Annotated in this window: 18 protein-coding genes; 10 read left to right on the plus strand and 8 right to left on the minus strand. The window is 69.4% G+C overall.

What is annotated here, in order from left to right; all coding sequences use genetic code 11:
- Position 1 precedes the first annotated feature (1 nt).
- Both BST28_RS04960 and BST28_RS04965 read right to left on the minus strand, forming a co-directional pair.
- Positions 2 to 448, minus strand: coding sequence for a roadblock/LC7 domain-containing protein (locus BST28_RS04960; RefSeq protein WP_019738021.1), 447 nt, complete (start codon positions 446 to 448; stop codon positions 2 to 4).
- Entirely contained in the window at positions 445 to 3,273 is a 2,829-nt protein-coding gene (locus tag BST28_RS04965) for an ATP-binding protein (protein ID WP_083080201.1), read from the minus strand. Before BST28_RS04965 ends, BST28_RS04960 begins: the two co-directional genes overlap by 4 nt.
- Positions 3,274 to 3,541: 268 nt before the next feature.
- Between BST28_RS04965 and BST28_RS04970 the strand changes: the two genes are divergently transcribed.
- The 3 genes from BST28_RS04970 to BST28_RS04980 all read left to right on the plus strand — a co-directional run bounded on the left by BST28_RS04970 (position 3,542) and on the right by BST28_RS04980 (position 5,082).
- On the plus strand, positions 3,542 to 4,006 hold the full coding sequence (locus BST28_RS04970; protein ID WP_019738787.1) for a tRNA (cytidine(34)-2'-O)-methyltransferase: 465 nt from the start codon (positions 3,542 to 3,544) through the stop codon (positions 4,004 to 4,006).
- A gap of 281 nt (positions 4,007 to 4,287) precedes the next feature.
- The gene (locus BST28_RS04975) at positions 4,288 to 4,587 is read left to right on the plus strand and encodes a hypothetical protein (RefSeq protein WP_083080203.1); all 300 of its coding nucleotides are present in this window, start codon (positions 4,288 to 4,290) and stop codon (positions 4,585 to 4,587) included.
- Positions 4,588 to 4,593: 6 nt separating this feature from the next.
- Positions 4,594 to 5,082, plus strand: coding sequence for a hypothetical protein (locus BST28_RS04980; RefSeq protein WP_083080204.1), 489 nt, complete (start codon positions 4,594 to 4,596; stop codon positions 5,080 to 5,082).
- Here the strand turns inward: BST28_RS04980 and BST28_RS04985 are convergent.
- The 3 genes from BST28_RS04985 to BST28_RS04995 form a co-directional block, all read right to left on the minus strand.
- Complete coding sequence (locus BST28_RS04985) at positions 5,079 to 5,741, minus strand: nitroreductase family protein (protein WP_019736519.1); 663 nt, start codon at positions 5,739 to 5,741, stop codon at positions 5,079 to 5,081. The two genes, BST28_RS04980 and BST28_RS04985, sit on opposite strands and share 4 nt — an antisense overlap.
- A 63-nt stretch (positions 5,742 to 5,804) precedes the next feature.
- Complete coding sequence (locus BST28_RS04990; RefSeq protein ID WP_162112999.1) at positions 5,805 to 6,737, minus strand: alpha/beta fold hydrolase; 933 nt, start codon at positions 6,735 to 6,737, stop codon at positions 5,805 to 5,807.
- A 119-nt stretch (positions 6,738 to 6,856) separates the two neighbouring features.
- Positions 6,857 to 10,168 carry an error-prone DNA polymerase gene (locus tag BST28_RS04995; RefSeq protein ID WP_083080284.1) on the minus strand — a complete coding sequence of 1,104 codons (3,312 nt, stop codon included), beginning with the start codon at positions 10,166 to 10,168 and terminating at the stop codon, positions 6,857 to 6,859.
- Between the two features lie 111 nt (positions 10,169 to 10,279).
- On the opposite strand from BST28_RS04995, the gene BST28_RS05000 reads away from it, so the two are divergent.
- Both BST28_RS05000 and BST28_RS05005 read left to right on the plus strand, forming a co-directional pair.
- Entirely contained in the window at positions 10,280 to 10,711 is a 432-nt protein-coding gene (locus BST28_RS05000) for an MmpS family transport accessory protein (protein WP_019736516.1), read from the plus strand.
- On the plus strand, positions 10,708 to 13,614 hold the full coding sequence (locus BST28_RS05005) for an MMPL/RND family transporter (RefSeq protein ID WP_065287285.1): 2,907 nt from the start codon (positions 10,708 to 10,710) through the stop codon (positions 13,612 to 13,614). The genes BST28_RS05000 and BST28_RS05005 overlap by 4 nt, the downstream gene beginning before the upstream one ends.
- A gap of 4 nt (positions 13,615 to 13,618) precedes the next feature.
- On the opposite strand, the gene BST28_RS05010 is transcribed toward BST28_RS05005, so the two are convergent.
- Positions 13,619 to 14,491, minus strand: coding sequence for a universal stress protein (locus BST28_RS05010; protein ID WP_083080207.1), 873 nt, complete (start codon positions 14,489 to 14,491; stop codon positions 13,619 to 13,621).
- Between the two features lie 68 nt (positions 14,492 to 14,559).
- Between BST28_RS05010 and otsB the strand changes: the two genes are divergently transcribed.
- Together otsB and BST28_RS05020 are read left to right on the plus strand one after the other, a co-directional pair.
- Positions 14,560 to 15,666, plus strand: a complete 1,107-nt coding sequence (gene otsB / locus BST28_RS05015; protein ID WP_083080209.1) for a trehalose-phosphatase — start codon at positions 14,560 to 14,562, stop codon at positions 15,664 to 15,666.
- 60 nt (positions 15,667 to 15,726) lie between these two features.
- Entirely contained in the window at positions 15,727 to 15,957 is a 231-nt protein-coding gene (locus BST28_RS05020; protein WP_083080210.1) for a hypothetical protein, read from the plus strand.
- A 75-nt stretch (positions 15,958 to 16,032) separates the two neighbouring features.
- Here the strand turns inward: BST28_RS05020 and BST28_RS05025 are convergent, their stop codons facing one another.
- Positions 16,033 to 16,902 carry a MaoC/PaaZ C-terminal domain-containing protein gene (locus BST28_RS05025; RefSeq protein ID WP_083080212.1) on the minus strand — a complete coding sequence of 290 codons (870 nt, stop codon included), beginning with the start codon at positions 16,900 to 16,902 and terminating at the stop codon, positions 16,033 to 16,035.
- A 92-nt stretch (positions 16,903 to 16,994) separates the two neighbouring features.
- Here BST28_RS05025 and BST28_RS05030 point away from each other — a divergent pair, with 92 nt between their 5' ends.
- The 3 genes from BST28_RS05030 to BST28_RS05040 all read left to right on the plus strand — a co-directional run bounded on the left by BST28_RS05030 (position 16,995) and on the right by BST28_RS05040 (position 20,817).
- Positions 16,995 to 17,711, plus strand: coding sequence for a histidine phosphatase family protein (locus tag BST28_RS05030; RefSeq protein WP_205634562.1), 717 nt, complete (start codon positions 16,995 to 16,997; stop codon positions 17,709 to 17,711).
- 102 nt (positions 17,712 to 17,813) lie between these two features.
- Positions 17,814 to 19,844 (plus strand): SDR family oxidoreductase, encoded by a 2,031-nt coding sequence (locus BST28_RS05035; protein ID WP_083080286.1) that lies wholly within the window; start codon positions 17,814 to 17,816, stop codon positions 19,842 to 19,844.
- A gap of 10 nt (positions 19,845 to 19,854) precedes the next feature.
- Positions 19,855 to 20,817, plus strand: a complete 963-nt coding sequence (locus BST28_RS05040; RefSeq protein WP_083080213.1) for a nucleoside hydrolase — start codon at positions 19,855 to 19,857, stop codon at positions 20,815 to 20,817.
- An 87-nt stretch (positions 20,818 to 20,904) separates the two neighbouring features.
- Here BST28_RS05040 and BST28_RS05045 read toward each other — a convergent pair whose 3' ends face one another.
- Positions 20,905 to 22,506, minus strand: a complete 1,602-nt coding sequence (locus tag BST28_RS05045; RefSeq protein WP_083080215.1) for a DNA polymerase Y family protein — start codon at positions 22,504 to 22,506, stop codon at positions 20,905 to 20,907.
- Positions 22,507 to 22,515: the final 9 nt, after the last annotated feature.

Consider the following 22,515-nt stretch of genomic DNA (forward strand, 5'->3'; position numbering starts at 1 on the left):
CTCATGCCGGGCCCCCCGGTGCCGACGGCGCGGCCCGCCGCGCCGACTGCACCACCGCACCGACCCGTTCCACCAGGACCGCCATCTCATAGCCGATCTGGCCGATGTCACAAGAGGCGCTGGCCAGCGTCGCCAGGTGCGAGCCGTCACCGACCCGCATCAGCAGCAGGTAGCCGTGCTCCATCTCCACCACCGACTGCAGCACCCGCCCGCCCTCGAACAACTGGGCCGCTCCACTTGCCAGGCTGGCCAAACCGGACGCCACCGCGCCGAGCTGGTCCGCCCTCTCCGTGGGCAGGTGCTCGCTGGCCGCGACCGTCAGCCCGTCGACCGACACCAGCACCGCGTGCGACACCCCGGGCACCTCGCGGGCGAAGTTGGTCACCAGCCAGTCCAGCGAGCTTTCGGGAGCGCGCCGCGGGTCACTGTGGTCAGTGGGGAAAGTCATTGCTGGTTCTGCCCCTGGTCGGTGTCGAGTCCGTTTTCCCGGGCGTGCGATCTCGCGGCGCGCACCCCGCTGAAGTGGCTGCTGATCGAGGCGCGGATCGCCGCGGGATCGCGCTCCGGTGCCGCGTGGGCGGGCCCGCGCGGCACGCCGTTGGATGCTACCGGTTCCCCGGTGTCGCCGGGATGGCGCTCGGTGCCGTCCGGGCCCTCCGGGGGTGTGTCGGCTTCGGCCGAGCCGGGCACCAGCCGGGCACCGGGTTCGCGGACCGGCAGGCCGTGCTCGGTGTGGGCGACGACCGGGATGTTCTCCACCTCGGCGGCCACCGACCAGCCGCGGTCCCACACCGACTGCCAGTCCAGGTCGGCGCGCAGGCTCGGATCGTTGGGATCGTTGCCCACCGATTCCGAGAGCATCCGCTGATAGATCGTGTCGGTGTCCGGATCGTTCGCGGCGCTCTCGACCCGGGACCGCGCCGCGAAATACGCCGAAGTGTCTGCCGGAGAAGTCTTTTCGGCTACCCGCTCGGCAGCGCCGAAGTCGTCTATGCCCGGTTCCGCAGCGTAGGAGCCTGCTTCGTCGGGCTCGTCGGCCTCCCACCAGGGCTGCGGCAGTTCGCGCCGCCCCGCGCCGCGGTCGGCCTCGGCCGGCACCGGAGGCCCCGCGGGCACCCCGGTGATGCCACTGGAACCCGGAGTGCGGCGCGGCAGCAGCGAGACGACGGGGCCGGGGTCGGTGTCCTCGGGGCGCACATCCGGCTCGGGCTCGTCGGGCGGGTAGGACTCGTCGAACCCCTCGGACTGGTATGTCTCGTAGGGCTGGTCGGGCTGGTATGCCTCGTAGGGCTGGTACGCCTCAGGTTCGGGTGCGTAGGACGGCGCAGGCGCGGTGACCGTCGGGCGCTGCGGCGGAGCCGGTTCCTCGGCGGCCGCGTGGATCAGCAGGTGCGGCGGCAGGTACACCTCGGCGGTGATGCCGCGCGACCCCTGCGACGCCGGGAACAGCCGGACCTCGATCCCGTGCCGGTGGGCGAGCCGGGAGATCACGAACAGACCCATGTGGCGGGCGTTCTCCGGACTGAACTCACCGCCGGACGCCAGCCGCATGTTGGCCATCCGCAAGTCGGCGTCGGTCATCCCCAATCCGACGTCGACCACTTCGACCACCACCCCGCCGTCGTTCTCGATACCGGCGACCACCCGCACCGGCTCCGTCGGCGCGGAATAGCGCAGGGCGTTGTCGATCAACTCCGCGAGCAGGTGCACGCCGTCGGCCGCCGCCGCGCCGATCACCGTGACCTCGGGCACCAGCACCGTCTGCACCCGGTGATAGCCCTCCACCTCCGAGGCGGCGGCGCTGATCAGCGTCGCCAGCGACACCGGCCGGCCGCGCTCATGCGGCACCCGGGCACCGGCGAGCACCAGCAGGTTGGCGCCGTTGCGCCGCATCCGGGCGGCGAGGTGGTCCAGGCGGAACAGGCTCTCGAGACGATCCGGGTCGTCCTCGTTGCGCTCCAGCCGGTCGATGAGCGCCAACTGCTGGTCGACCAGGGACCGGTTGCGCCGCGACATGGTCTCGAACATCTCGTTGACCAGGCGCCGAAGCCGGGCCTCGTCACCGGCCAACAACAGCGCCTGCGCATGCAGTTCGTCGACGGCGTGGGCGACCTGACCGACCTCTTCGGTGGTGTAGACCGGCAGCGGCGCGGGTTCGCGTTCGTCCCCGGCGCGCACGCGGGCGATCTCGTGTTCGAGGTCGGTGTGCGCGACCTGCAGCGCGCTGTCGCGCAGGGTGCGCAGCGGCCGCACCAGCGAGCGGGCCACCAGCCAGACCACCAGCAAGGTGGCGATGAGCGCGGCCAGCACCAGCACGATGTCGCGCACGGCGGCGGCGCGCCGGTCGTCGGCGCGGTCCTCCACCGCCTTGGTCACCGCGCCGGTGTTCTCGGCGATCAGTCGCGCGGCGATCTGGTCGGTGGTGCGGATCGAGTCCCGCAGCACCGGGTTGTTGGGCAGCACCTGTTGCGGGTCGGACATGATCGCCATCCGGGTCACCAGCTGCTGCTGCAGGGTCTTGGCGTCCGGGGAGTCGACGCCGAGCACCTCGCTCATCCCGAACAGCGTCGACGGCTCGGTGCCGGCCAAGGTCATCATCGAGCTGCGCAGTTCCGGGTCGGGAAGCTCACCGCCCCGGTTGACCAGCAGTTCCTGCATCATCATCTGACCGCGGGCGCCGACGGCGCGGCTCAGTGCCTCGGTCTGTGACCGGATCCTTTCGCTGTCCACCCGCACCGACCCGGTGATGGTGTCCTCGGCGGTCAGCAGGATCGGCGCGTAACCGGTCACCTCGTCGCGCAGGCTCACGCCGGTGCTCGACACCAGGTCAAGCAGTCCCTGGCCGCGCTCGATCAGCGTGCTCACCCCGGACCGCACATCGGTCGCGACGTCGGTGTGCGAGAGCCGCGACCGCAGCTCGTACTTGCGGTTCTCGAAGTTCTTCCGGGCGCCCTCGGCGTCGCCGTCGGAGGAGGCGGCCACCAGCGCATCGCCCAGCGCCGACATGTAATGGGTGATCGCCGGGATCATCTCGGCACGGTCGGCGACCAGCCGGAGCCGGTTGGCCTCGGACAGCGCGCTGGAGACCCGCAGTCCGCCGAACACCCCGGCCAGCAGCATCGGCAACAGGGCGATCGCCAGCACCTTCCACCGCACCGGCCAGTTGCGCACCGACCACCGCGACGGGCGTTTCACCACCGCTGCCGCGTCCGGCTCTTCCGCTGGGTCGGCGAACGCCGGGTCCACCCCTTCCGGGTGGTCGAAGAGCGTCACCGCTCGCCGGCCGGCTCACCGACCGCTCGGCTGAAATTCACCGTTTGCGCCTTCATTCATTGGAGCTTCCGGCACATCGCACCCGCTGAACCGTTAGCGGTGTGAGACCCGCCTTGATCTAGGCCGTCCTACGTCGGCAATTCGACGAGTATGACAGTCTGCGCGTGCCATCACCATAGCCTTTACCGAAAAGGCACAGCTCCCGAGATGCTTTCGTGTCTCGCGGCCCCAAGCCCGGGCACGAGCCTCACGCCGTAACCTCAGCAGCGTGTTCAGGGTGCTGTTCTATTCGCCGCGCATCCCGCCCAACACCGGCAATGCGATCCGGATGGTGGCGGCCACCGGCGCCGAGCTGCATCTGGTGGAGCCGCTCGGCTTCGATCTGTCCGAACCCAAACTGCGCCGCGCCGGGCTGGACTATCACGATCTGGCGGCGGTCACCGTACACCCGTCGTTGCCGGATGCCTGGGCGGCGCTGATGCCGGCCCGGGTCTTCGCCTTCACCTCCCAGGCCGCAACGTCGTTCGCCGACGTGCGGTACCAGGTCGGTGACGTGCTGATGTTCGGTCCCGAGCCCGACGGGCTGGATGCGGCGACGCTGGCCGATCCGCACATCAGCGAGCAGGTGCGCATCCCGATGCTGGCCGGCCGGCGCTCACTGAACCTGTCCAATGCCGCCGCGGTCGCGGCCTACGAGGCCTGGCGCCAGCACGGGTTCGCCGGCGGGGTGTAGCCACCCCGGGTCCGGCCATGCCCCGACCCGCGCACGACGCAACACGTTTCACACACCCGGGCGCTTGCCACTTCTCGTTCCCACCGTGTACGGTCTCCGCTATACCCCTACTCCCTAGGGGTATAAAGGAGGCGGTGGTCATGGCTCGTTCGACTGGCGGCCGGACACCGACGAGCCGGGCGCCGGGCCGCAGGGCCCGGACCTGCGCAGTCACGGGAACTGCCAGTGCGGCAGCTGATCTCGCCCCGTCTTCGCCAAACACCCAACGATCGAAGGAGCACATGATGGGAACATTTCGCAAACTCGGCGAGCACAAGCGCGTGGTCGCCGGCACGTTGGCTGCGACCGGGATCGCGGTCGCCACGTTCTTCGGCGGGGCCTGGGCCGGATCCTCCGGGGCGGTCACGCTCGGGGTCACCCCGGCTTCCCACGCAACGCACATGCCGGGCGATGCCGAAGAATCCGGCGGCCACTCGTGCTGCCCCATGCACTCCGGCGAGAAGGGCGCGGGCATGGGCAAGCACGGCGACATGCACTCCGGCGAGATGAGGCCGGGCATGGGCAAGCACGGCGAAAAGTGACGCGCGATGCTTGACACCATCACCGGCCTGCCGGCACATCCTCTGCTGGCACACCTGGTCGCCGTCCTGGTGCCGGTGACTGCCCTGCTGGCCGTCCTGGGTGTGGTCTGGCCGGCCGCCCGCCGGCGCATCGGTGGCGCCTCATTGTTCGTCGCCGTGGCCACGCTGGCGGCCGTGCCGTTGACCACGGCCGCCGGCGGCTGGCTTCACAGCCGCGTGATGGGCAGCCAAATGCTGGACCAGCACGCGGCATTGGGCAGCCGGCTGGTGCTGTGGTCCGCGCTGCTCACGGTGGCCATGATCTGCTGGTGGGCGCTGCACACCCCACTGTTCGCGGCGGAGGTGGGCGCGCTGGCGCCCGCCATCCGCCGCGTCGGTGTCGTCGTGACCGCAGCAGCCACCCTGGTGTTCGCCGTGGCATCGACCTGGCTGGTGGTCCGCATCGGTCACAGCGGCGCCCAGTCGATGTGGGGTCCGATGGCCTGCGGCGGCTAGGTGTTGGCGGCTCGCCAGGTGTCGAAGTGCGCCACCTGCTCGGCCGGCAGCCGCTTGGCCGGCTTGAAGTCGGTGCCCTTGGTGTAGGCGATCGGGAACAACCCACCCTGGCTGTACTGCTCGTAGGGGATGCCGAGCACCTCGGCGGCCTGCTTCTCACCGTCCTCGAGCAGGTGCAGCGTCGTCCAGCAGGAGCCCAGCCCACGGGAGCGCAACGCCAGGCAGTAGCTCCACGCAGCCGGGAACAGCGACGCCCAGAACGACGCGCTGATGCCCAGCGGCGCCTTCTCCGGCCGGCCCTCCAAACAGGGGATCATCATCACCGGCACGTCCTGCAGGTGCTCGGCCAGGTATTTGGCCGAGTCGCTGACGAACTCCATCCGCTCGCCGCGCACGTCGCCCTCGCCGTAGTCGGGCTTCATCTGGTTCAGATACGGCATGGCGTTGGCGCGGTAGATGTCGGCGATCGCCTGCTTCTTGACCGGGTCGGTGACGAACATCCATTGCCAGCCCTGGGCGTTGGAGCCGGTGGGCGCCTGCAGGGCGATCTCGAGGCACTCCATGAGCACCTCACGCGGAACGGGCTTGTCGAAGTCGAGTCGTTTGCGGACCGATCGGGTGGTGGTCAGGACTTCGTCTGCGGACAAGTTGAGTGACATGTGGCGAGACTATCGGGCTTTACCGTCAATGTCCGCAATGCCTGCCGCCTACTACGGCGTCGCCTAGGCCGCCGGCGCGGACGGGCGGTCCTCCAGCCCGTCGAAAAACTCGAGGATGGCCCGCGCACCGGTCTGCGGAATCTCGGCCTGCCAGAAGTGGCTTGCAAACGGCAGCAGCTTGACGTCGTCGGGCGAGCCGGGAATATCGTGGGCCAGCCGTGTTCCCCAGGAGGGCGGCAAGAAGCAATCCTCCGCAGCCCAGATCACCCGTGCCGGCTTGGTCCAGGATTTCAGTGTCGGGACCGCATCGAGCGTCCAGTGCGGCGATTGCGAGATCACATAGCGGATCCAGTCGCGCCGCAGTTGGCCCCCTTGGTCCAAGGCCGCGAACCAGTCCTGGGCCAGCGCGGCGGGAAAACGGCCGCGCACGATGGTCTGCGGCAGACTGTGCCGCTTGAGGATGAACTGCAGGAGCCGTATTCCGGACAGCAGCGGGACGAGCCGGTGCCGAGCCAGCCAGGACGTGATACTGATCATCGGGACCAGCCAATTGTCGTAGCAGACAACGTCGGTGAAGACGACGGCCTTGACGCGCGCGCCGTAGCGTTTCAGGAACTGCTGGCCGTGTGAGCCGCCCTGATCGTGAAAGACCGCGTAGGTTTCGTCGATACCCAGGCCGTCCAGCAGTTGCGACAGCATCAGCGCCTGGCCGGGGCTGGACAGGTCGGCGTCGGCTTTGGGCGCAGATCGCCCCAAACCGAGCAGATCCGGCACGATGCAGTCGTAGCGCTCACCCAGCGTGCCCAACAGCGGTTCCCACAACCGGGAAGAGGTGGGAATCCCGTGGACCAGCAACAGCTTTGGCCCACTGCCGTGGCGCAGGTAGGAGACGCGCCCGCAGTCCAGATCGATGTACTGCCGTTGCAAGGTCCCCACCGCCATGGACGGTGTTTCCGGTTGCATGCGGCGCAGCGGCGCCCTGTTCGCTGTCAGCATCTGTCTCCCCCAGGTATGGCATCCCGGTATCCCCTGCCCCGATTGCGTGAAGCTCAGCGTGCGGGACCCTGAGCTGAGGGTAATCGATGCCATTTGCCGCGACGGACCGCCCTCGGGTGTCAGCGGAAATCCCGGGACCGCGACCCCACCGCCAACTCGAGGGCGCCCAGCCGCTCGGCCAACACGGTGACCGCCCCGCTGGCGTTCTGCACCCGCCCGCGGATCAACAGCGCCGTCGCGGTCTGCGCCAATCGGCGATGCCGCGTCCACACCCCCGGCGTGCACAGCACGTTGACCATCCCGGTCTCGTCCTCGAGATTGACGAACGTCACCCCGCGGGCGGTCGCCGGCCGCTGCCGGTGCGTCACCGCGCCGGCCACCAGCACCCGGGTGCCGTCGGGGACGGCGGTCAGTTGCCCGGCCGGAACGACCCCGGCCGCGTCCAGGTCGGCGCGCAGGAACTGGGTCGGGAAGCTGTCCGGCGACACCCCGGTGGCCCACACGTCGGCGGCGGACAGCTCGATCTCGCTCATCCCGGGCAGTGCCGGGGTGTGCCCGGGCACCCCCACCCCGGGCAACCGGTCCGGCCGCTGGCCCGCCGCCGCCCCGGCCGCCCACAACGCCTCACGGCGCGAGGTGCCGAAGCAGCCGAACGCGCCCGCGGTCGCCAGCGCCTCGGCCTGCGGGGCGGTCAGTTGGACCCGGGCGGTCAGATCCAGCATCGAGGCGAACGGACCGTGAGCCTCGCGGTCGGCCACCAGCCGCTCGGCGAGGTCGACACCGATGCCCCGGACGGCACCCAGCCCCAGCCGGACCTGCGTCCCGGCCTCGGCCAACGTGGCATGCGCCAGGCTGGCGTTGACGTCCGGGCCGTGCACCACGACCCCGTGCCGGCGGGCGTCGGCGACCAGCGACTGCGGCGAATAGAAGCCCATCGGCTGCGCCCGTAGCAGTGCGGCGCAGAACGCAGCCGGGTGGTGCAGCTTGAACCAGGCCGAGTAGAACACCAGCGACGCGAAGCTCATCGCGTGACTCTCCGGAAACCCGTAGTTGGCGAAGGCTTCCAGCTTTTCGTAGATCCGATCGGCCACCGCGCCGGTGATGCCGTGACATTCGGCCATGCCGTCGTAGAAGCGGTCTCGCAGCCGGCGCATCCGCTCCGGGGACCGCTTGGAGCCCATCGCGCGCCGCAACTGGTCGGCTTCACCCGCGGTGAAGCCGGCGCAGTCCACCGCCAGCGTCATCAACTGCTCCTGGAACAGCGGTATCCCCAAGGTTTTTCGTAACGCCCGCTCCATGCTCGGATGCTCATAGGTCACCGGGTCGATGCCGTTGCGACGGCGAATGTAGGGGTGCACCGACCCGCCCTGGATCGGCCCGGGGCGGATCAGCGCCACTTCCACCACCAGGTCGTAGAACACCCGCGGACGCAGCCGCGGCAGGGTGGCCATCTGCGCGCGTGACTCCACCTGAAACACCCCGACCGAGTCGGCGCGGGCCAGCATCTCATACACCGCCGGCTCGGACAGATCGATTGCGGCCAGGTCCACCTCGATGCCCTTGTGCTCGGCCACCAGGTCGATCGCGTAGTGCAATGCGGACAGCATGCCCAGCCCCAGTAGGTCGAACTTCACCAGACCGATTGCCGCACAGTCGTCTTTGTCCCACTGCAACACACTGCGGCCGGGCATCCGAGCCCATTCCACCGGGCACACGTCGGCGATCGGCCGGTCACAGATCACCATGCCGCCGGAGTGGATACCCAGATGCCTTGGCAGGTCGGCGATCTGGGTGGCCATGTCGATGACCTGCCCGGGGATGCCTTCGATATCAGCATCGTCGGCATGATTCAATGCGCCCCACCGGCCCAGCTGCTTGCTCCAGGCGTCCTGCTGGCCCGGCGAGTAGCCCAGCGCGCGGGCCATGTCCCGCACCGCGCTGCGACCCCGGTAGGTGATCACATTGGCGACCTGGGCGGCGTGGTCGCGGCCGTATTTGTCGTAGACGTACTGGATCACCTCTTCGCGCCGATCCGACTCGATGTCGATGTCGATGTCGGGCGGGCCGTCGCGGGCCGGGGACAGGAACCGCTCGAACAGCAACCCATTGGCCACCGGATCCACCGCGGTGACACCGAGAGCGTAGCAGACCGCGGAGTTGGCCGCCGATCCCCGGCCCTGGCATAGGATGTCGCTTTTCCGGCAGAACCGGGTGATGTCGTGCACCACCAGGAAATACCCCGGAAAACCCAGCTGGGCAATGACTTCCAGCTCTCGATCGATCTGAGCGTAGGCTTTTCGAGCGCGCGGCGCTCCCCCGGGCGGCCCATAGCGTTCCGCGGCGCCGGCCAGGGTCAGCCGCCGCAGCCAACTGTTCTCGGTATGCCCGTCCGGGACGCGGAACGAGGGCAGCTGCGGGGCGATCAGCGCCAGCGAAAACGCGCACTGTTCGCCGAGTTCGGCCGCCGCCGGCACCGCCGACGGGTGCGCCGCGAACAATCGGGCCATCTCCGCGCCGGAACGCAGATGCGCACCGCCCAGCGGGGCCAGCCGGCCGGCGGCGGCATCCAGCGACTGCCGGGCCCGGATCGCCCCCATCGCCATCGCCAGTCGCCCCCGCTCCGGCCGGGCGAAATGCGCTGCGGTGGTGGCCACTACCGAAACCCCGAACCGGGGCGCCAGCGCCGCCAAGGCCGCGTTGCGCTCGTCGTCGCAGGGATCGTCGTGCCGGGTCAGCTCGACACTGACCCGCGCGGCCCCGAACCGGTCCACCAGGCCGGCCAGTGCCGTCGCCGCGGCGTCCGGTCCGCCGGTGGCCAGCGCGTGACGGACGTGGCCCTTGCGGCATCCGGTCAGGATGTGCCAGTGCCCGCCCGCGGCGTCGGCCAGCGTGTCCAGATCGAAACGCGGCCTGTCCTTTTCGCCGGCCAGGTGCGCGGCGGCGATCTGCCGTGACAACCGCCGGTAGCCCTCGGGGCCGCGGGCCAGCACCAGCAGGTGCGGGCCGGGCGGGTCCGGGTCCTCGGTGCGGGCCCGGAAAGCCCCGAAACCACCGGAAGCACCCAGCGACAGCTCGGCGCCGAAGACGGTGGCGATCCCCTGGCCCGCGGCGGCCAGCTCGGCGGCCGCCTCGGCGAACCGCACCACCCCGTACAAGCCGTTGTGGTCGGTCAGCGCAATCGCCCGCAGGCCCAGCCGGGCGGCCTCGGCGACCAGTTCCTGCGGGGTGCTGGCCCCGTCCAGGAAGCTGTACGCCGAGTGCGCGTGCAGCTCGGCATAAGGGACCGTCGGGCCGGCCGGGCGGGGCTCGGCCCGCGGCGCCGACCGTCCGCGATCGGCCGACACACCGGCCGGGCTACCAGTGTGACGAGGCTTACCATCGAGCACTCGCTCCATTTCCGCCCAGCTCGGCGGCCCACTGCCCCAACCCACACCCATCACGATATCGAACGTATGTTCGATTCGCGCACCCTTGAGTGTTGGAAAGAACTTTGATGCACTAATCTGTGTCAGATTCCGGCACCACCCGAAAGGCAATTCTTGATGTTCGGCGTTGTCAGACGCGCGTGGTTACCGCTGCTCATCGTGATGGTTCTCGTGGTGGGGGGGTTCGTCGTGCATCGCATTCGCGGCTATTTCGGCGGTGATGACAGCGGCAGCAGGGCCGTCCCCTTCGAGGACACCAAGCCGTTTCACCCCAAGGTCGTCGTCTACGACATCTTCAGTCCGGACGGGACCTACGCCGACATCAACTATCTCGACTTGGAAGCCTTACCGCAGCGGGTCGACGGTGCCGCCCTGCCGTGGTCACTGACCCTGTCGACCACCAACCCGGCGGTGAGCCCCAATATCGTCGCCCAGGGTGACGGCAGCACCATCGGCTGCCGGGTCACCATCGACGGCGTGCTCAAAGACGAACGAATCACCAGCAGCCCCGTCAGCGCCCAGACCTTCTGCATTGTGAAATCAGGATGAGCAAACACCTCAGCGACGACACCCCCACCGAAACGCTGCCGGCCGCGCAGCCGCCCCACCGCGGCGCCATCGCGACCTGGGTCCGCCGGCTCGCGGTACCACTCATTCTGGCCTGGTTGGCGATCACCGTGCTGGTCAACGTGATCGTGCCGCAACTCGACGAGGTCGGGGCGATGCGCGCCGTCTCGATGAGTCCCAAAGACGCCCCGTCGATGATCTCGATGATGCGCATCGGCAAGACCTTCGACGAGTTCAAGTCGGACAGTTCGGCGATGGTGGTGCTCGAAGGCGACCAGCCGCTCGGCGACGACGCGCACAAGTACTACGACGAGCTGGTCGCCAAGATGCAGGCCGACACCGAGCACGTCGAGCACATCCAGGACTTCTGGAGCGACCCGCTGACCGCGGCCGGGTCGCAGAGCCCGGACGGCAAGGCCGCCTACGTGCAGGTGTATCTGGCCGGCAACATGGGCGAGACGCTGGCCAACGACTCGGTCAAGGCCGTCCAGCAGATGATCGCCGAGACCCCGCCGCCGCCCGGTGTGCAGGCCTATGTCACCGGTCCCTCGGCGCTCAATGCCGATCAGCACATCGCCGGCGACAAGAGCCTGAAGATCATCACCGCGCTGACGTTCGTGGTGATCATCGTGATGCTGCTGAACTTCTACCGGTCGATCGGCACGGTGCTGCTGGTGCTGGGCATGGTGGTGTTCGAACTGGCCGCGGCCCGCGGCGTGGTGGCCGTACTGGGCTTCTACAACATCATCGGACTGTCCACATTCGCGGTGAACCTGCTGGTGACGTTGGCCATCGCCGCCTCCACCGACTACGCGATCTTCCTGCTCGGCCGCTATCAGGAGGCGCGGTCGCTCGGCGAGGACAAGGAGTCGGCCTTCCACACCATGTATCACGGCACCGCGCACGTGATCCTGGGCTCGGGGCTGACCATCGCCGGGGCGACCTTCTGCCTGTCCTTCACCCGATTGCCCTACTTCAAGTCACTGGGTGTCCCGCTGGCGATCGGCATGGTGGTGGTGACGTTCGCGGCGCTGACCTTCGGTGCCGCGGTGGTGGTCGTGGCCAGCCGCTTCGGGATGCTCGAGCCCAAGCGGGCGATGCGGATCCGCGCGTGGCGGCGGCTGGGCGCGATGATCGTGCGCTGGCCGGGGCCGGTGCTGGTGGCCACCACCGCGGTCTGCCTGGTCGGGCTGCTCACCCTGCCGGGGTATGAGACCAACTACAACGACCGGGTGTACATGCCGGACTACGTGCCGGCCAACATCGGCTACGCCGCCGCAGACCGGCACTTCTCCCAGGCCCGGATGAACCCGGAACTGCTGATGATCGAATCCGACCACGACCTGCGCAACCCGGCCGACTTCCTGATCATCAACCGGATCGCCAAACGGGTCTTCGAGGTGCCGGGGGTGGGGCGGGTGCAGACCATCACCCGGCCGCTGGGCACGCCGATCGAACACACCACGATCCCGTTCGCGATGAGCATGCAGGGCACCACCCAGCAGCTGAACATGAAGTACATGCTCGACCGCATGAAGGACATGCTCAAGATGGGCGACGACATGATGGTCTCGGTCGAGTCCATGCGCCAGATGCTGGAAGTCACCCGCGAGATGTCCGAGACCACCCACAGCATGGCCACCAAGATGCACATCATGCTCGACGACATCCAGAAGATGCGCGACGAGATGGCCGACTTCGATGACATGTGGCGCCCCATGCGCAGCTACTTCTATTGGGAGCCGCACTGCTTCGACATCCCGATCTGCTGGTCGATCCGGTCGATCTTCGACCTGATGGACGGCATCGATGCGATGACCGAGGACTTCGAGAAGGTGCTGCCCGACATCGACCGGCTCGACTCGCTGATGCCGCGGATGCTCGAGATCATGCCGCCGATGATCTCGACCATGGAAAACATGCGGAACACCCAGCTGAAGATGCAGTCCACCATGGAGGGCCTGCAGCTGCAGATGGACAAGATGATGGACGGCCAGAACGCCATGGGCAAGGCGTTCGACGACTCCAAGAACGACGACTCCTTCTACCTGCCGCCCGAGGCGTTCGAGAACCCCGATTTCAAGCGCGGTATGAAGATGTTCCTCTCCCCGGACGGGCATGCGGTGCGGTTCATCATCAGCCACGAGGGCGACCCGATGTCCCCGGAGGGCGTCAGCCACATCGACCCGATCAAGAAGGCCGTACACGAGGCACTCAAGGGCACCCCGATGGAGGGTTCACGGGTGTACCTGGCCGGCACCGCGTCGGTGTTCAAGGACATGAAGGACGGCTCGGCCTGGGACCTGATGATCGCGGGCATCGCCTCGCTGTGCCTGATCTTCATCATCATGCTGCTGATCACCCGGGCGGTGGTCGCCTCGGCGGTGATCGTCGGCACCGTGCTGTTGTCGCTGGGCACCTCGTTCGGGATCTCGGTGCTGGTCTGGCAGCACATCATCGGACTGCACCTGCACTGGATGGTGCTGGCGATGAGCGTGATCATCCTGTTGGCGGTGGGCTCGGACTACAACCTGCTCTTGGTCTCCCGGATGAAGGAGGAGATGCGCGGCGGGCTCAAGACCGGCATCATCCGCGCCATGGGCGGCAGTGGCTCCGTGGTGACCTCGGCCGGCCTGGTGTTCGCCTTCACCATGATGTCGATGCTGGTCTCCGACCTGCGGGTGATCGGTCAGGTGGGCTCGACCATCGGACTGGGCCTGATCATCGACACCCTGGTGATCCGCTCGTTCATGACGCCGTCGATCGCCGCGCTGCTGGGCCGCTGGTTCTGGTGGCCGCAGCGGGTGTGGTCACGACCGAGCCCGGTGGCTCAACAGGTCTCGCCGGCCGCGGCCCCCGACCCGGTGTCTGTCGGCCGCGTCTGAGCGGTCACGTCTTCGGGCGGACCACCAGCACCGGTGCATGCGCCGACTGCACCACCGCCAGGCTGACCGAGCCCAACAGCATGCCGGTGAAGCCGCCGCGGCCGTGGCTGCCCACCACCACCAGCTGGGCTTGCTGCGACTGCTCGACCAGTTGGTCGGCCGGCCGGTCGCAGACCACCACGCGACGCACCGTGACGTCGGGGTAACGCTCCCGCCAGCCGGCCAGCCGCTCGGCCAGGGCCAGTTCGCCGTCGGATTCCATTGCGGCCGCGTCGATGCCGGGGAAGTCGAGTACTCCGGTGTCGTGCCAGGCGTACACCGCCACCAGTTCCACTCCGCGCAGCGAAGCCTCCTCGAACGCCAGCGCCGTCGCGGCCTCCGACACCTGGGAGCCGTCGATGCCGACCACCACCGGTGCGGTGGCCGGGCGAGGATCGCCCTCCGGAGGGCCTTCGTGGATGACCACAACCGGGCAGTGCGCATGCCGGACCAGTGACGAGCTGACCGAGCCGAGCAGGCTGCGACGCAGCAGCCCGTGCCCGCGAGACCCGACCACCAGCCGGGCGGCATCCCGGCTCATGTCCACCAGCATCGGAACCGTCGAGCCGACCGCGATTTCGGCATCGACATGCAGGTCGGCGCCCTGGCTCTCGGCGATCTCGACGGCTTCCCGCAGGTGGCGCTCACCCTGTTCGTGCTGCCACTCGGTGTAGCCGGGCGGCATCGGCGTCTCGGGGAAGGTCATCACCACCGGCGGGGCCAGCACATGGACCAGGGACAGCGGCAGGTTGTGCAGAACGGCGTCGCGGGCCGCCCACTCGACCGCCGCTTTCGACGACGGCGACCCGTCGACACCGACCAGGATTCCGGGGTTCACCCCTCCACGCTAAGCGGTGTGACACGGTGGTGACTACGTATCGTTCAACTCAGGAAGGCGAGCCGAAGGTGCCCATCACGATCGACCCGCGCCGGCACGACGCGGTGCTGTTCCGTCTCGACGCCGGTGACGGCACGGCGGCGCTGACCGAGCGTCTGCAACAGGCCGGGGTGCGGGCGCAGTCGGTGGCATCGGGCGCCGAGCTGGTGTCCGCGGCCGCCCGACTGGGGGTCCGCCCGGGCCGGTGCGTGGTGCTCACCGGCTCCGAACCGGACCTAACCACCGCTCGCCGTGCGGGTTTCGCGCTGGTGATCGGCCTCGGGTGCGAGGGCGGCGACGCGACGGTGACCGACCCGGGCCAGATCGCGGTGCGCACCGGGGACCGGCCCATGTCGGCGCTGCCCGACGCGATGACCGCCCCGGAGTTGCGGGAGGTCACCCGCCCGGCGGTGTTCTTCGACTTCGACGGCACGTTGTCAGACATCGTCGACGATCCCGAGGCGGCCCGGCCGGTGGCCGGCGCGGTGGATGCGTTGGCCGCGTTGGCCGCCCGCTGCCCGGTCGCGGTGCTTTCCGGCCGCGATCTGGCCGATGTGCGGGCGCGGCTCGACCTGGCCGGGATCTGGTACGCGGGCAGTCACGGCTTCGAGCTGATCGGTCCCGATGGCGCCCATCACCAGAACGACGCTGCCGCCGAGGCGGTACCGGTGCTGGCCGGTGCGGCCGCTTCGCTGCGCGAACAGCTCGATTCGATTCCGGGAGTCGTGGTGGAGCACAAGCGATTCGCCGTTGCGGTGCACTATCGCAACGCGGCCCGGGATCGGGTCGGGGAAGCGCTGGCGGCGGTGCGCGACGCTGGGCGGCGCCTGGGGTTGCGGGTGACGACCGGCCGCGAGGTGATCGAGCTGCGTCCGGAGATCGACTGGGACAAGGGCCGCACGCTGCACTGGATTCTGGACCGGCTGCCCGAGGGTGAACCGGTGACGCCGCTGTTCCTCGGCGACGACATCACCGACGAGGACGCGTTCGACGCGGTGGCCGAGCTGGCAGGCGCCGGAATCGTGGTGCGGCACACCGACGACGGCGACCGCGCCACCGCCGCCCGGTTCGCACTGGACAGCCCGGACCGGGCGGCCGAGTTCACCGCACGTTTGGCCGAGCGGCTCCCCGGCTGACGGTCGGCTGGGGACTTCCGCCCCTTTCGTCGCGCGCCGGCGCGGTGATCGGATGTGGCCATGGACGCGTATACGGCCGCTGAGAACGCGGAGATCGGCAGTGAGTATCTGGAATTCCCGGAGCTGGATGACCGCGACTTCCAGAAGCTTGCCCACGCCCGCGTCCAGAAACTGACCAAGATGTTCATGCCGTCCAATCACCCGCCGGTGCTGGAGCTGATGGTCTCGATCTGGGTGGACGGCCTGGCCACCGGGCTGCGGATGGCCGGCGAGAATGCCTTGGAGGGTTAACCCCGAGCACCGCAACGCCCCCCGCCTAAACCACAGTGACACAAGTGGTTTCAGGGGCTTACGGGGCTGAAGACATCAGTCCCGGTATTCGGCCGCCCCGTCGTCGAGCACCACCCGTGGGTTGGCGCCGTCGCGACCGGCGGCCTCGGTGCGAAACACCGCCTTACCCGGCTCCGTGCGCCAGATCGAGGTGGTCAGCGTCTCCCCCGGGAAGACCGGGTCGGTGAAGCGCGCCGCGATCGCACTGACCCGATGTGCGTCGCCGCCACCGAGTTCGGCGACCAGCGCCCGGCCGGCGAATCCGTAGGTGCACAGCCCGTGCAGGATCGGCTTGGGGAAACCGGCCAAGGTGGTGGCGAACCACGGGTCGCTGTGCAGCGGGTTGCGGTCGCCGGAGAGCCGATACAGCAGCGCCTGGTCCTCCCGGGTCGCATAGGCGATGCGCGCATCCGGCTCGGAGTCCGGTATCTGCGGGGCGGCCGATCGCTGCCCCGGCTCCCCGCCGAAGCCACCGGCCTTGCGGATGACCAGGGTGGTCAGCGTCTCGGCGATCGGCTCGGAGGTCGTGGGGTCGGTGCCACGCGCCCGCAGCATCACGACGGCGTTCTTGCCCTCCCCCTTGTCCTGAATATCGGCGACCTCGGCGACCACCTGCAGGCTGCCGGCGGGCGGCAGCGGCGCGAACAGCCGCACCTCCTGGGAACCGTGCAGCAGCATCGCCGGGTTGAAGGTGCCGATTTTGCCGGCGGCCGCGAAGCCCATGCAGCAGATGACGGCGTAGGTGGGCAGCACCTGCTGGGCGACGTCGTGACTGTTCTCGGTGGTGAACGCCAGATCGGCCGTACCGGCACCGACCCCGAGGGCATAGAGCATGGTCTCGCGATCGGTCCATTCGACCAGCACCGGATCGGTGGTCACACCGACGGCTGTCGGGTCCAGCGCCATGGGTTCTCCTAACGGCAGACATCGAGCGGATTCGACTCACCATTTCAGCAGAACCGGCCCCGTCGGCGTCGCCGACACGGCAGGCTGTCGCCATGGGGACGCTCATGGGGAACCGCAGCAGAAAGTTGATCGGCGTCGTGGCGGCCGCACTCGCCATGGCCCTGGTGCTCGGAGGTTGTTCGGGGACACCGCATCTGCGCACCATCACCCTGACCCTGATCCGGCACGCGGAGTCCGAGAGCAACGCCGCGGGGATCGTCGACACCTCGGTACCCGGTCCGGGGCTGACCGAGAAGGGCCGTGCCGAGGCTCAGGAGATCGTGGATCAGCTCTCGCGCAATCACTACGACGGTGTCTACGCCTCTTCCATGGCGCGTACCCAGCAGACCGCCGCCCCGCTGGCGCGCGAGCTCGGCCGTCAGGTGCAGATCCTGCCCGGGCTGCGGGAGATCAACGCCGGCTGGTTCGCCGACAAGTCCAGCTCGGTGGTCAATGCCCCGTATCTGCTCGCCCCGAAAGCCTGGATTCACGGTGATCGGACCACCGCCATACCCGGCTCGATCGACGGTAACCAGTTCAACGAAGAGTTCAGCGCCGCGGTGCAGCGGATCTACGACAGCGGAGACACCAATCCGGTGGCGTTCTCGCACGCGGCGTCGATCATGACCTGGACCCTGATGAACGTCAAGAATCCGCGCGATGAGCTGATGACCGATCATCCGCTGCCCAACCTCGGCCGGGTGGTGGTCAAGGGCAACCCGGGCACCGGCTGGAAGCTGGTCGACTGGGACGGCATTCGCGCGTTCTGAGCGCGGCGCTGCCGGCTTGCTACCCGGTCGATATCCCGGCGTCGGCGGGCGGCTCCGAAATCGATGGTTGACGTGGCTGCCGAGAGCGGCCACCATGACCGAATGCGTTATGTCGTTACCGGCGGTACCGGGTTCATTGGACGGCGTGCGGTGTCGCGCCTGCTGGAGACACGGCCCGACGCGCAGGTGTGGGTGCTGGTGCGCCGCGCCTCGCTGGGGCGCTTCGAAGCTCTCGCCTCGCAACGCGGCCATGCGTGGGGTGACCGGGTAAAGCCGCTGGTCGGCGACCTGACGGCGGAGAATCTCGGGCTGACCGACACGGTGATCGCCGAACTCGGCAGCATCGACCACGTGCTGCACTGTGCGGCGATCTACGACATCACCGCCGGTGCGGCCGAGCAGCAGGCGGCCAATGTCGAGGGCACCCGCGCGGTGATCGGGCTGGCAACACGGCTCGACGCCACCTTGTCGCACGTGTCCTCGATCGCGGTGGCGGGCGACTACGCCGGCGAGTTCACCGAAGATGACTTCGACATCGGCCAGCAGCTGCCGACCGCCTATCACCAGACCAAGTTCGAGGCCGAAGCGCTGGTACGCGCGGCGCCGGGACTGCGCTACCGGGTATACCGCCCGGCGGTGGTGGTGGGCGATTCGCGCACCGGTGAGATGGACAAGGTCGACGGGCCCTACTACTTCTTTCCGCTGCTGTCCAAGCTGGCGGCGCTGCCCCGGCTCACCCCGATGGCCGTGCCTGACACCGGACGCACCAACGTCGTCCCGGTCGACTACGTGGTCGATGCGCTGATCGAGCTGATGCACGCCGACGGCTACGACGGGCACACCTTCCACCTGACGGCGCCGAAATCCATTGGGCTGCCCGAGATCTACCGGGCCGTCGCGCGGGAGGCCGGGCTGCCTGCGCTGCGCGCCAAGCTGCCCGGTGCGGTGGCGGCCCCGGTGCTCAACGTCGGCGGGCGGGCGCGGGTGTGGCGCAACATGCTGGCCACCCAGTTGGGCCTTCCCGCCGAGGTGCTCGACCTGGTGAACCTGCGGCCGACATTCATCGCCGACGCCACCCGGGACGCGTTGCGGGGAACCGGTATCGAGGTCCCGCGGTTCGCCGAGTACGCGCCTCGGCTGTGGCGATACTGGGCGCAGCAGCTGGATCCCGACCGCGCCCGCCGCGGTGATCCGGCCGGACCACTGGTCGGCCGCCACGTCGTCATCACCGGGGCGTCCAGCGGCATCGGCCGGGCCTCGGCCATCGCCGTCGCCGAGCGCGGCGGTGTCGTCTTCGCGCTGGCCCGCAGCGCCTCCGCACTCGACGAACTGGTGGCCGAGATCCGGGCCGCCGGCGGGAAGGCCCACGCGTTCACCTGCGACGTCACCGATTCGGCCTCGGTGGAACACACCGTCAAGGACATCCTGGGCCGGTTCGGGCACGTCGACTATCTGGTCAACAACGCCGGTCGGTCGATCCGCCGCTCCGTGGTCAGTTCCACCGACCGGCTGCACGACTACGAGCGCACGATGGCGGTCAACTACTTCGGTGCGGTGCGGATGGTGCTGGCATTGCTGCCGCACTGGCGGGAACGCCGTTTCGGGCACGTCGTCAACGTCTCCAGCGAAGGGGTGCTGGCCCACAGCCCCCGCTACAGCGCGTATGTGCCCACCAAGGCCGCGCTGGACGCGTTCGCCGATGTGGTGTCGACCGAGACGCTGTCGGACCACATCACCTTCACCACCATCCACATGCCGCTGGTGGCCACCCCGATGATCGCGCCGTCGCGAAAGCTGTTGCCGGTCGGGGCGATCAGCGCCGAGCACGCGGCGGCGATGGTGGTGCGCGGCCTGATCGAGAAGCCGGACCGGATCGACACCCCGCTGGGCACCCTGGCCGAGGCGGGTAATTACGTCCTTCCCGGGCTGGCGCGCCGGGTGTTGCACCAGGTCTACCTGGGTTACCCGGACTCGGCCGCCGCGCGCGGCGTGGCGCCCCCTGAGGCTGCCCAACCCGTTGCGGCGCACCCGACTCGACGCCGCCCCAAGCGGCCGGCCCGGGCGATCACCCGGGTGCGGGTGCCCCGCCCGGTCAAGCAAGCGGTACGGCTGGTGCCGGGCGTGCACTGGTGATCACGCGGCTGTGACACTGCCTGTCTTCGCCGACGTCGACACCGGCGTCGACGACGCGGTCGCACTGGTGTACCTGCTGGCCAGTCCGGATGCCGAACTGGTGGGTCTCGCCTGCACCGGCGGAAATGTTGCGGTGCAACAGGTCTGCCGCAACAACCTGGCCCTGCTGGAATTGTGTGGGGCCCCCGGCATCCCGGTGTCCAAGGGTGCCGACGCACCGCTGGACGGGCCGGTCCGCACCGCCGAGACCATCCACGGACCGCAGGGGCTGGGCTATGCCGAGTTGCCACCCGGCACCGGCCGGCTCACCGGACACGACGCTGCCGCGGCGTGGGTCGCCGCCGCGCGGGAACACCCCGGGCAGCTGGTCGGGCTGGTGACCGGCCCGCTGACCAACCTGGCGCTGGCGCTGCGGGCCGAGCCCGCACTGCCCACGCTGCTACGCCGGCTGGTGATCATGGGCGGCGTGTTCTCCGGCGAGCGGGCCGACCGGGCCGAGTTCAACATCGGGTTCGATCCCGAGGCGGCCGCCGAGGTGTTCTCGGCGTGGGCGGCTGTTGCGCCGCAACGGCTTCCGCTGGTATGCGGGCTGGATCTGACCCAGCGCATCGCGATCACCCCGGCGATCCTGGCACTGCTGCCGGCTCCGACGGACAGCCCGGTGGTCCGGTTGCTCCACGACGCACTGCGGTTCTACTTCGAGGCGCACGATGCCCGGGGGCACGGGTACCTGGCGTATCTGCACGATCCGCTGGCCGCGGCGGTCGCGCTGGAACCCGACCTGGTGACCACCCGGCCGGCCGCGATACGGGTTGTGCTCACACCCGAGGCGGAGCGCGGGCGCACGATTCCCGACTGGAACGCGCGCCAGCCCAACGCGCTGATCGGCGTGGGCGTCGACCCGGCGGCGTTCTTCGACCGGCTCGTGCAGCGAATCGGCACGTTGGCCCGCCGGACCCCGCCGAGCGTGTAACCACTGCGATTCGGGGCGAGTTTTTTCGCAGTGAGTACACGTTCGGCGAAGAAAGCCGGGAAGGAGACGTGCGAAGGCCCAGCCGCGTCACTCATAGCTGCCCTCCAGGTACCACCGCCGCAGCCGATAACACAGCAGCAATGCCGCACCGGGCGCGCCGCCATCCGGGGAGCCCTCCAGCAGCGCCTGGACCCGGGCGGTGCGCCCCGATCCCGGGCCTTCCCGCTGCGGGTCCCACCACCGCTCGTCGACCGGCCAGGGTCCCGCCCACCAGCGCAACCGGTCGTCACGGCCCCGGGCGACCAGCCAGACCGGGTCGGCGGAGAACAGTCCCCGGCCGGTCACCCGGATCGGATTGCGTTCGGCGTCAAGAAGTTCCACCGGATCATCGAGAAGCACCGCCGGTGACGGCTCGGGGAGCCGACCGGGCCACGGCTGACGCGGATCGGCCAGCGGCACCGGTTCATCGCCCAGCGGGGTCAAGGTGATGCGCTCCGCCGGGCCGCGGCCGCCGGAGAGCACCGGCACCCGCACCGCGTCCGGGCCGAGCAGGCCCTGCACCCGCACCAGCGCCCGGAGGGCACGCAGCCGGTCCTCCTCACCGAGACCACCCCAGAGCGGCAGTTGCAGCGCCTCGGTCGACGAGAGCAGCTCCACCGGCTGCAGCCGCAGCAGCGTCACCGGGCCGGTGGGCCGGCCGGAGGTGCGGCTGCTCAGCCAGCCGTCCAGTTGCCAGCGCACCCGGTCGGCGGTGGCGTCCTCGGTCAGCGGCTCGGCGCACCGCCACACCCGGGTCAACTCCTCTCCGGTGGTGGTGACGGCATGAATGGCCAGCCGGGTGCAGCCGACGCCAGCGGCCATCAGCGTCCGGTGCAGCACACCGGCCAGCGAGCGGCCGGCGAACGCCGCGGCGTCGACCCGGTCGATCGGCGGATCGCAGTGCAGCACGACATCGAGATCCGGTGTCGGCTCCCGTCCGGACGGCCCGCGTTCCGGCTCGCCGCGGGCGAACCGGTGCGCGATGAGCGCATCAAGGCCGAACCGTGATGTCACATCCGGGCGCGGCAGTGCAGCGAACTGACCGATGGTACGAATCCCCAAGCGCCACAACAGATCGACTAGGCTGTCACGTCCGGGCCCGGACAGGCTGGGCTCGGCGGCCAATTGCCTGATCGACAACGCCGACAGGAATCGGGCATCTCCTCCGGGCGGCACCACTGCCCCGGCGCGCGCGGCGAGTACCGCCGTGGAGAGCCCATCGGCGATCCCGACCTGACATTCGACACCGGCCTCGGTGCTGACAGCCACCGCATCGACGAGGCGTTCGGCGGCGTGGCGCTCGGAGCCGAAGGCCCGGGCCGCGCCGCGCACCGACACCACCAGCAGGCCGGGCCGCAACACCTCGGCATGCGGCACCAGTTCGTCGACCGCGGCGAGGACCGGCTCGAACAACCGGGCGTCGCGGTCGGTGTCGGCGGCCACCACATGCAGGGGCGGGCAGCGGGCCGCCGCTTCGCGGCGCCGCAGCCCGCGCCGCACCCCCGCCGCGCGGGCGCCCGCCGAGCAGGCGATCACCCGGTTGGCCAGGGTGACCGCGATCGGCGCGGTGGCCGGCAGGCCCGCCGCGACCGCCGCGGCAACGGCGGGCCAGTCCATGCACCACAGTGCCAGCACTCGGGAATCGGCCATGAGAAGACC

Source organism: Mycolicibacter kumamotonensis (assembly GCF_002086285.1).
Classification (GTDB): domain Bacteria; phylum Actinomycetota; class Actinomycetes; order Mycobacteriales; family Mycobacteriaceae; genus Mycobacterium; species Mycobacterium kumamotonense.

Coding starts and splice junctions, on each gene's coding strand:
- BST28_RS05045 (WP_083080215.1), bottom strand. CDS start 22,506: ATGGCCGATTCCCGAGTGCTGGCACTGTGGTGCATGGACTGGCCCGCC.
- BST28_RS05005 (WP_065287285.1), top strand. CDS start 10,708: ATGAGCAAACACCTCAGCGACGACACCCCCACCGAAACGCTGCCGGCC.
- BST28_RS04985 (WP_019736519.1), bottom strand. CDS start 5,741: ATGTCACTCAACTTGTCCGCAGACGAAGTCCTGACCACCACCCGATCG.
- BST28_RS04990 (WP_162112999.1), bottom strand. CDS start 6,737: ATGCTGACAGCGAACAGGGCGCCGCTGCGCCGCATGCAACCGGAAACA.
- BST28_RS05025 (WP_083080212.1), bottom strand. CDS start 16,902: ATGGCGCTGGACCCGACAGCCGTCGGTGTGACCACCGATCCGGTGCTG.
- BST28_RS04980 (WP_083080204.1), top strand. CDS start 4,594: ATGCTTGACACCATCACCGGCCTGCCGGCACATCCTCTGCTGGCACAC.
- BST28_RS04960 (WP_019738021.1), bottom strand. CDS start 448: ATGACTTTCCCCACTGACCACAGTGACCCGCGGCGCGCTCCCGAAAGC.
- BST28_RS05035 (WP_083080286.1), top strand. CDS start 17,814: ATGCGTTATGTCGTTACCGGCGGTACCGGGTTCATTGGACGGCGTGCG.
- BST28_RS05030 (WP_205634562.1), top strand. CDS start 16,995: ATGGGGACGCTCATGGGGAACCGCAGCAGAAAGTTGATCGGCGTCGTG.
- BST28_RS05000 (WP_019736516.1), top strand. CDS start 10,280: ATGTTCGGCGTTGTCAGACGCGCGTGGTTACCGCTGCTCATCGTGATG.
- BST28_RS04975 (WP_083080203.1), top strand. CDS start 4,288: ATGATGGGAACATTTCGCAAACTCGGCGAGCACAAGCGCGTGGTCGCC.
- BST28_RS05020 (WP_083080210.1), top strand. CDS start 15,727: ATGGACGCGTATACGGCCGCTGAGAACGCGGAGATCGGCAGTGAGTAT.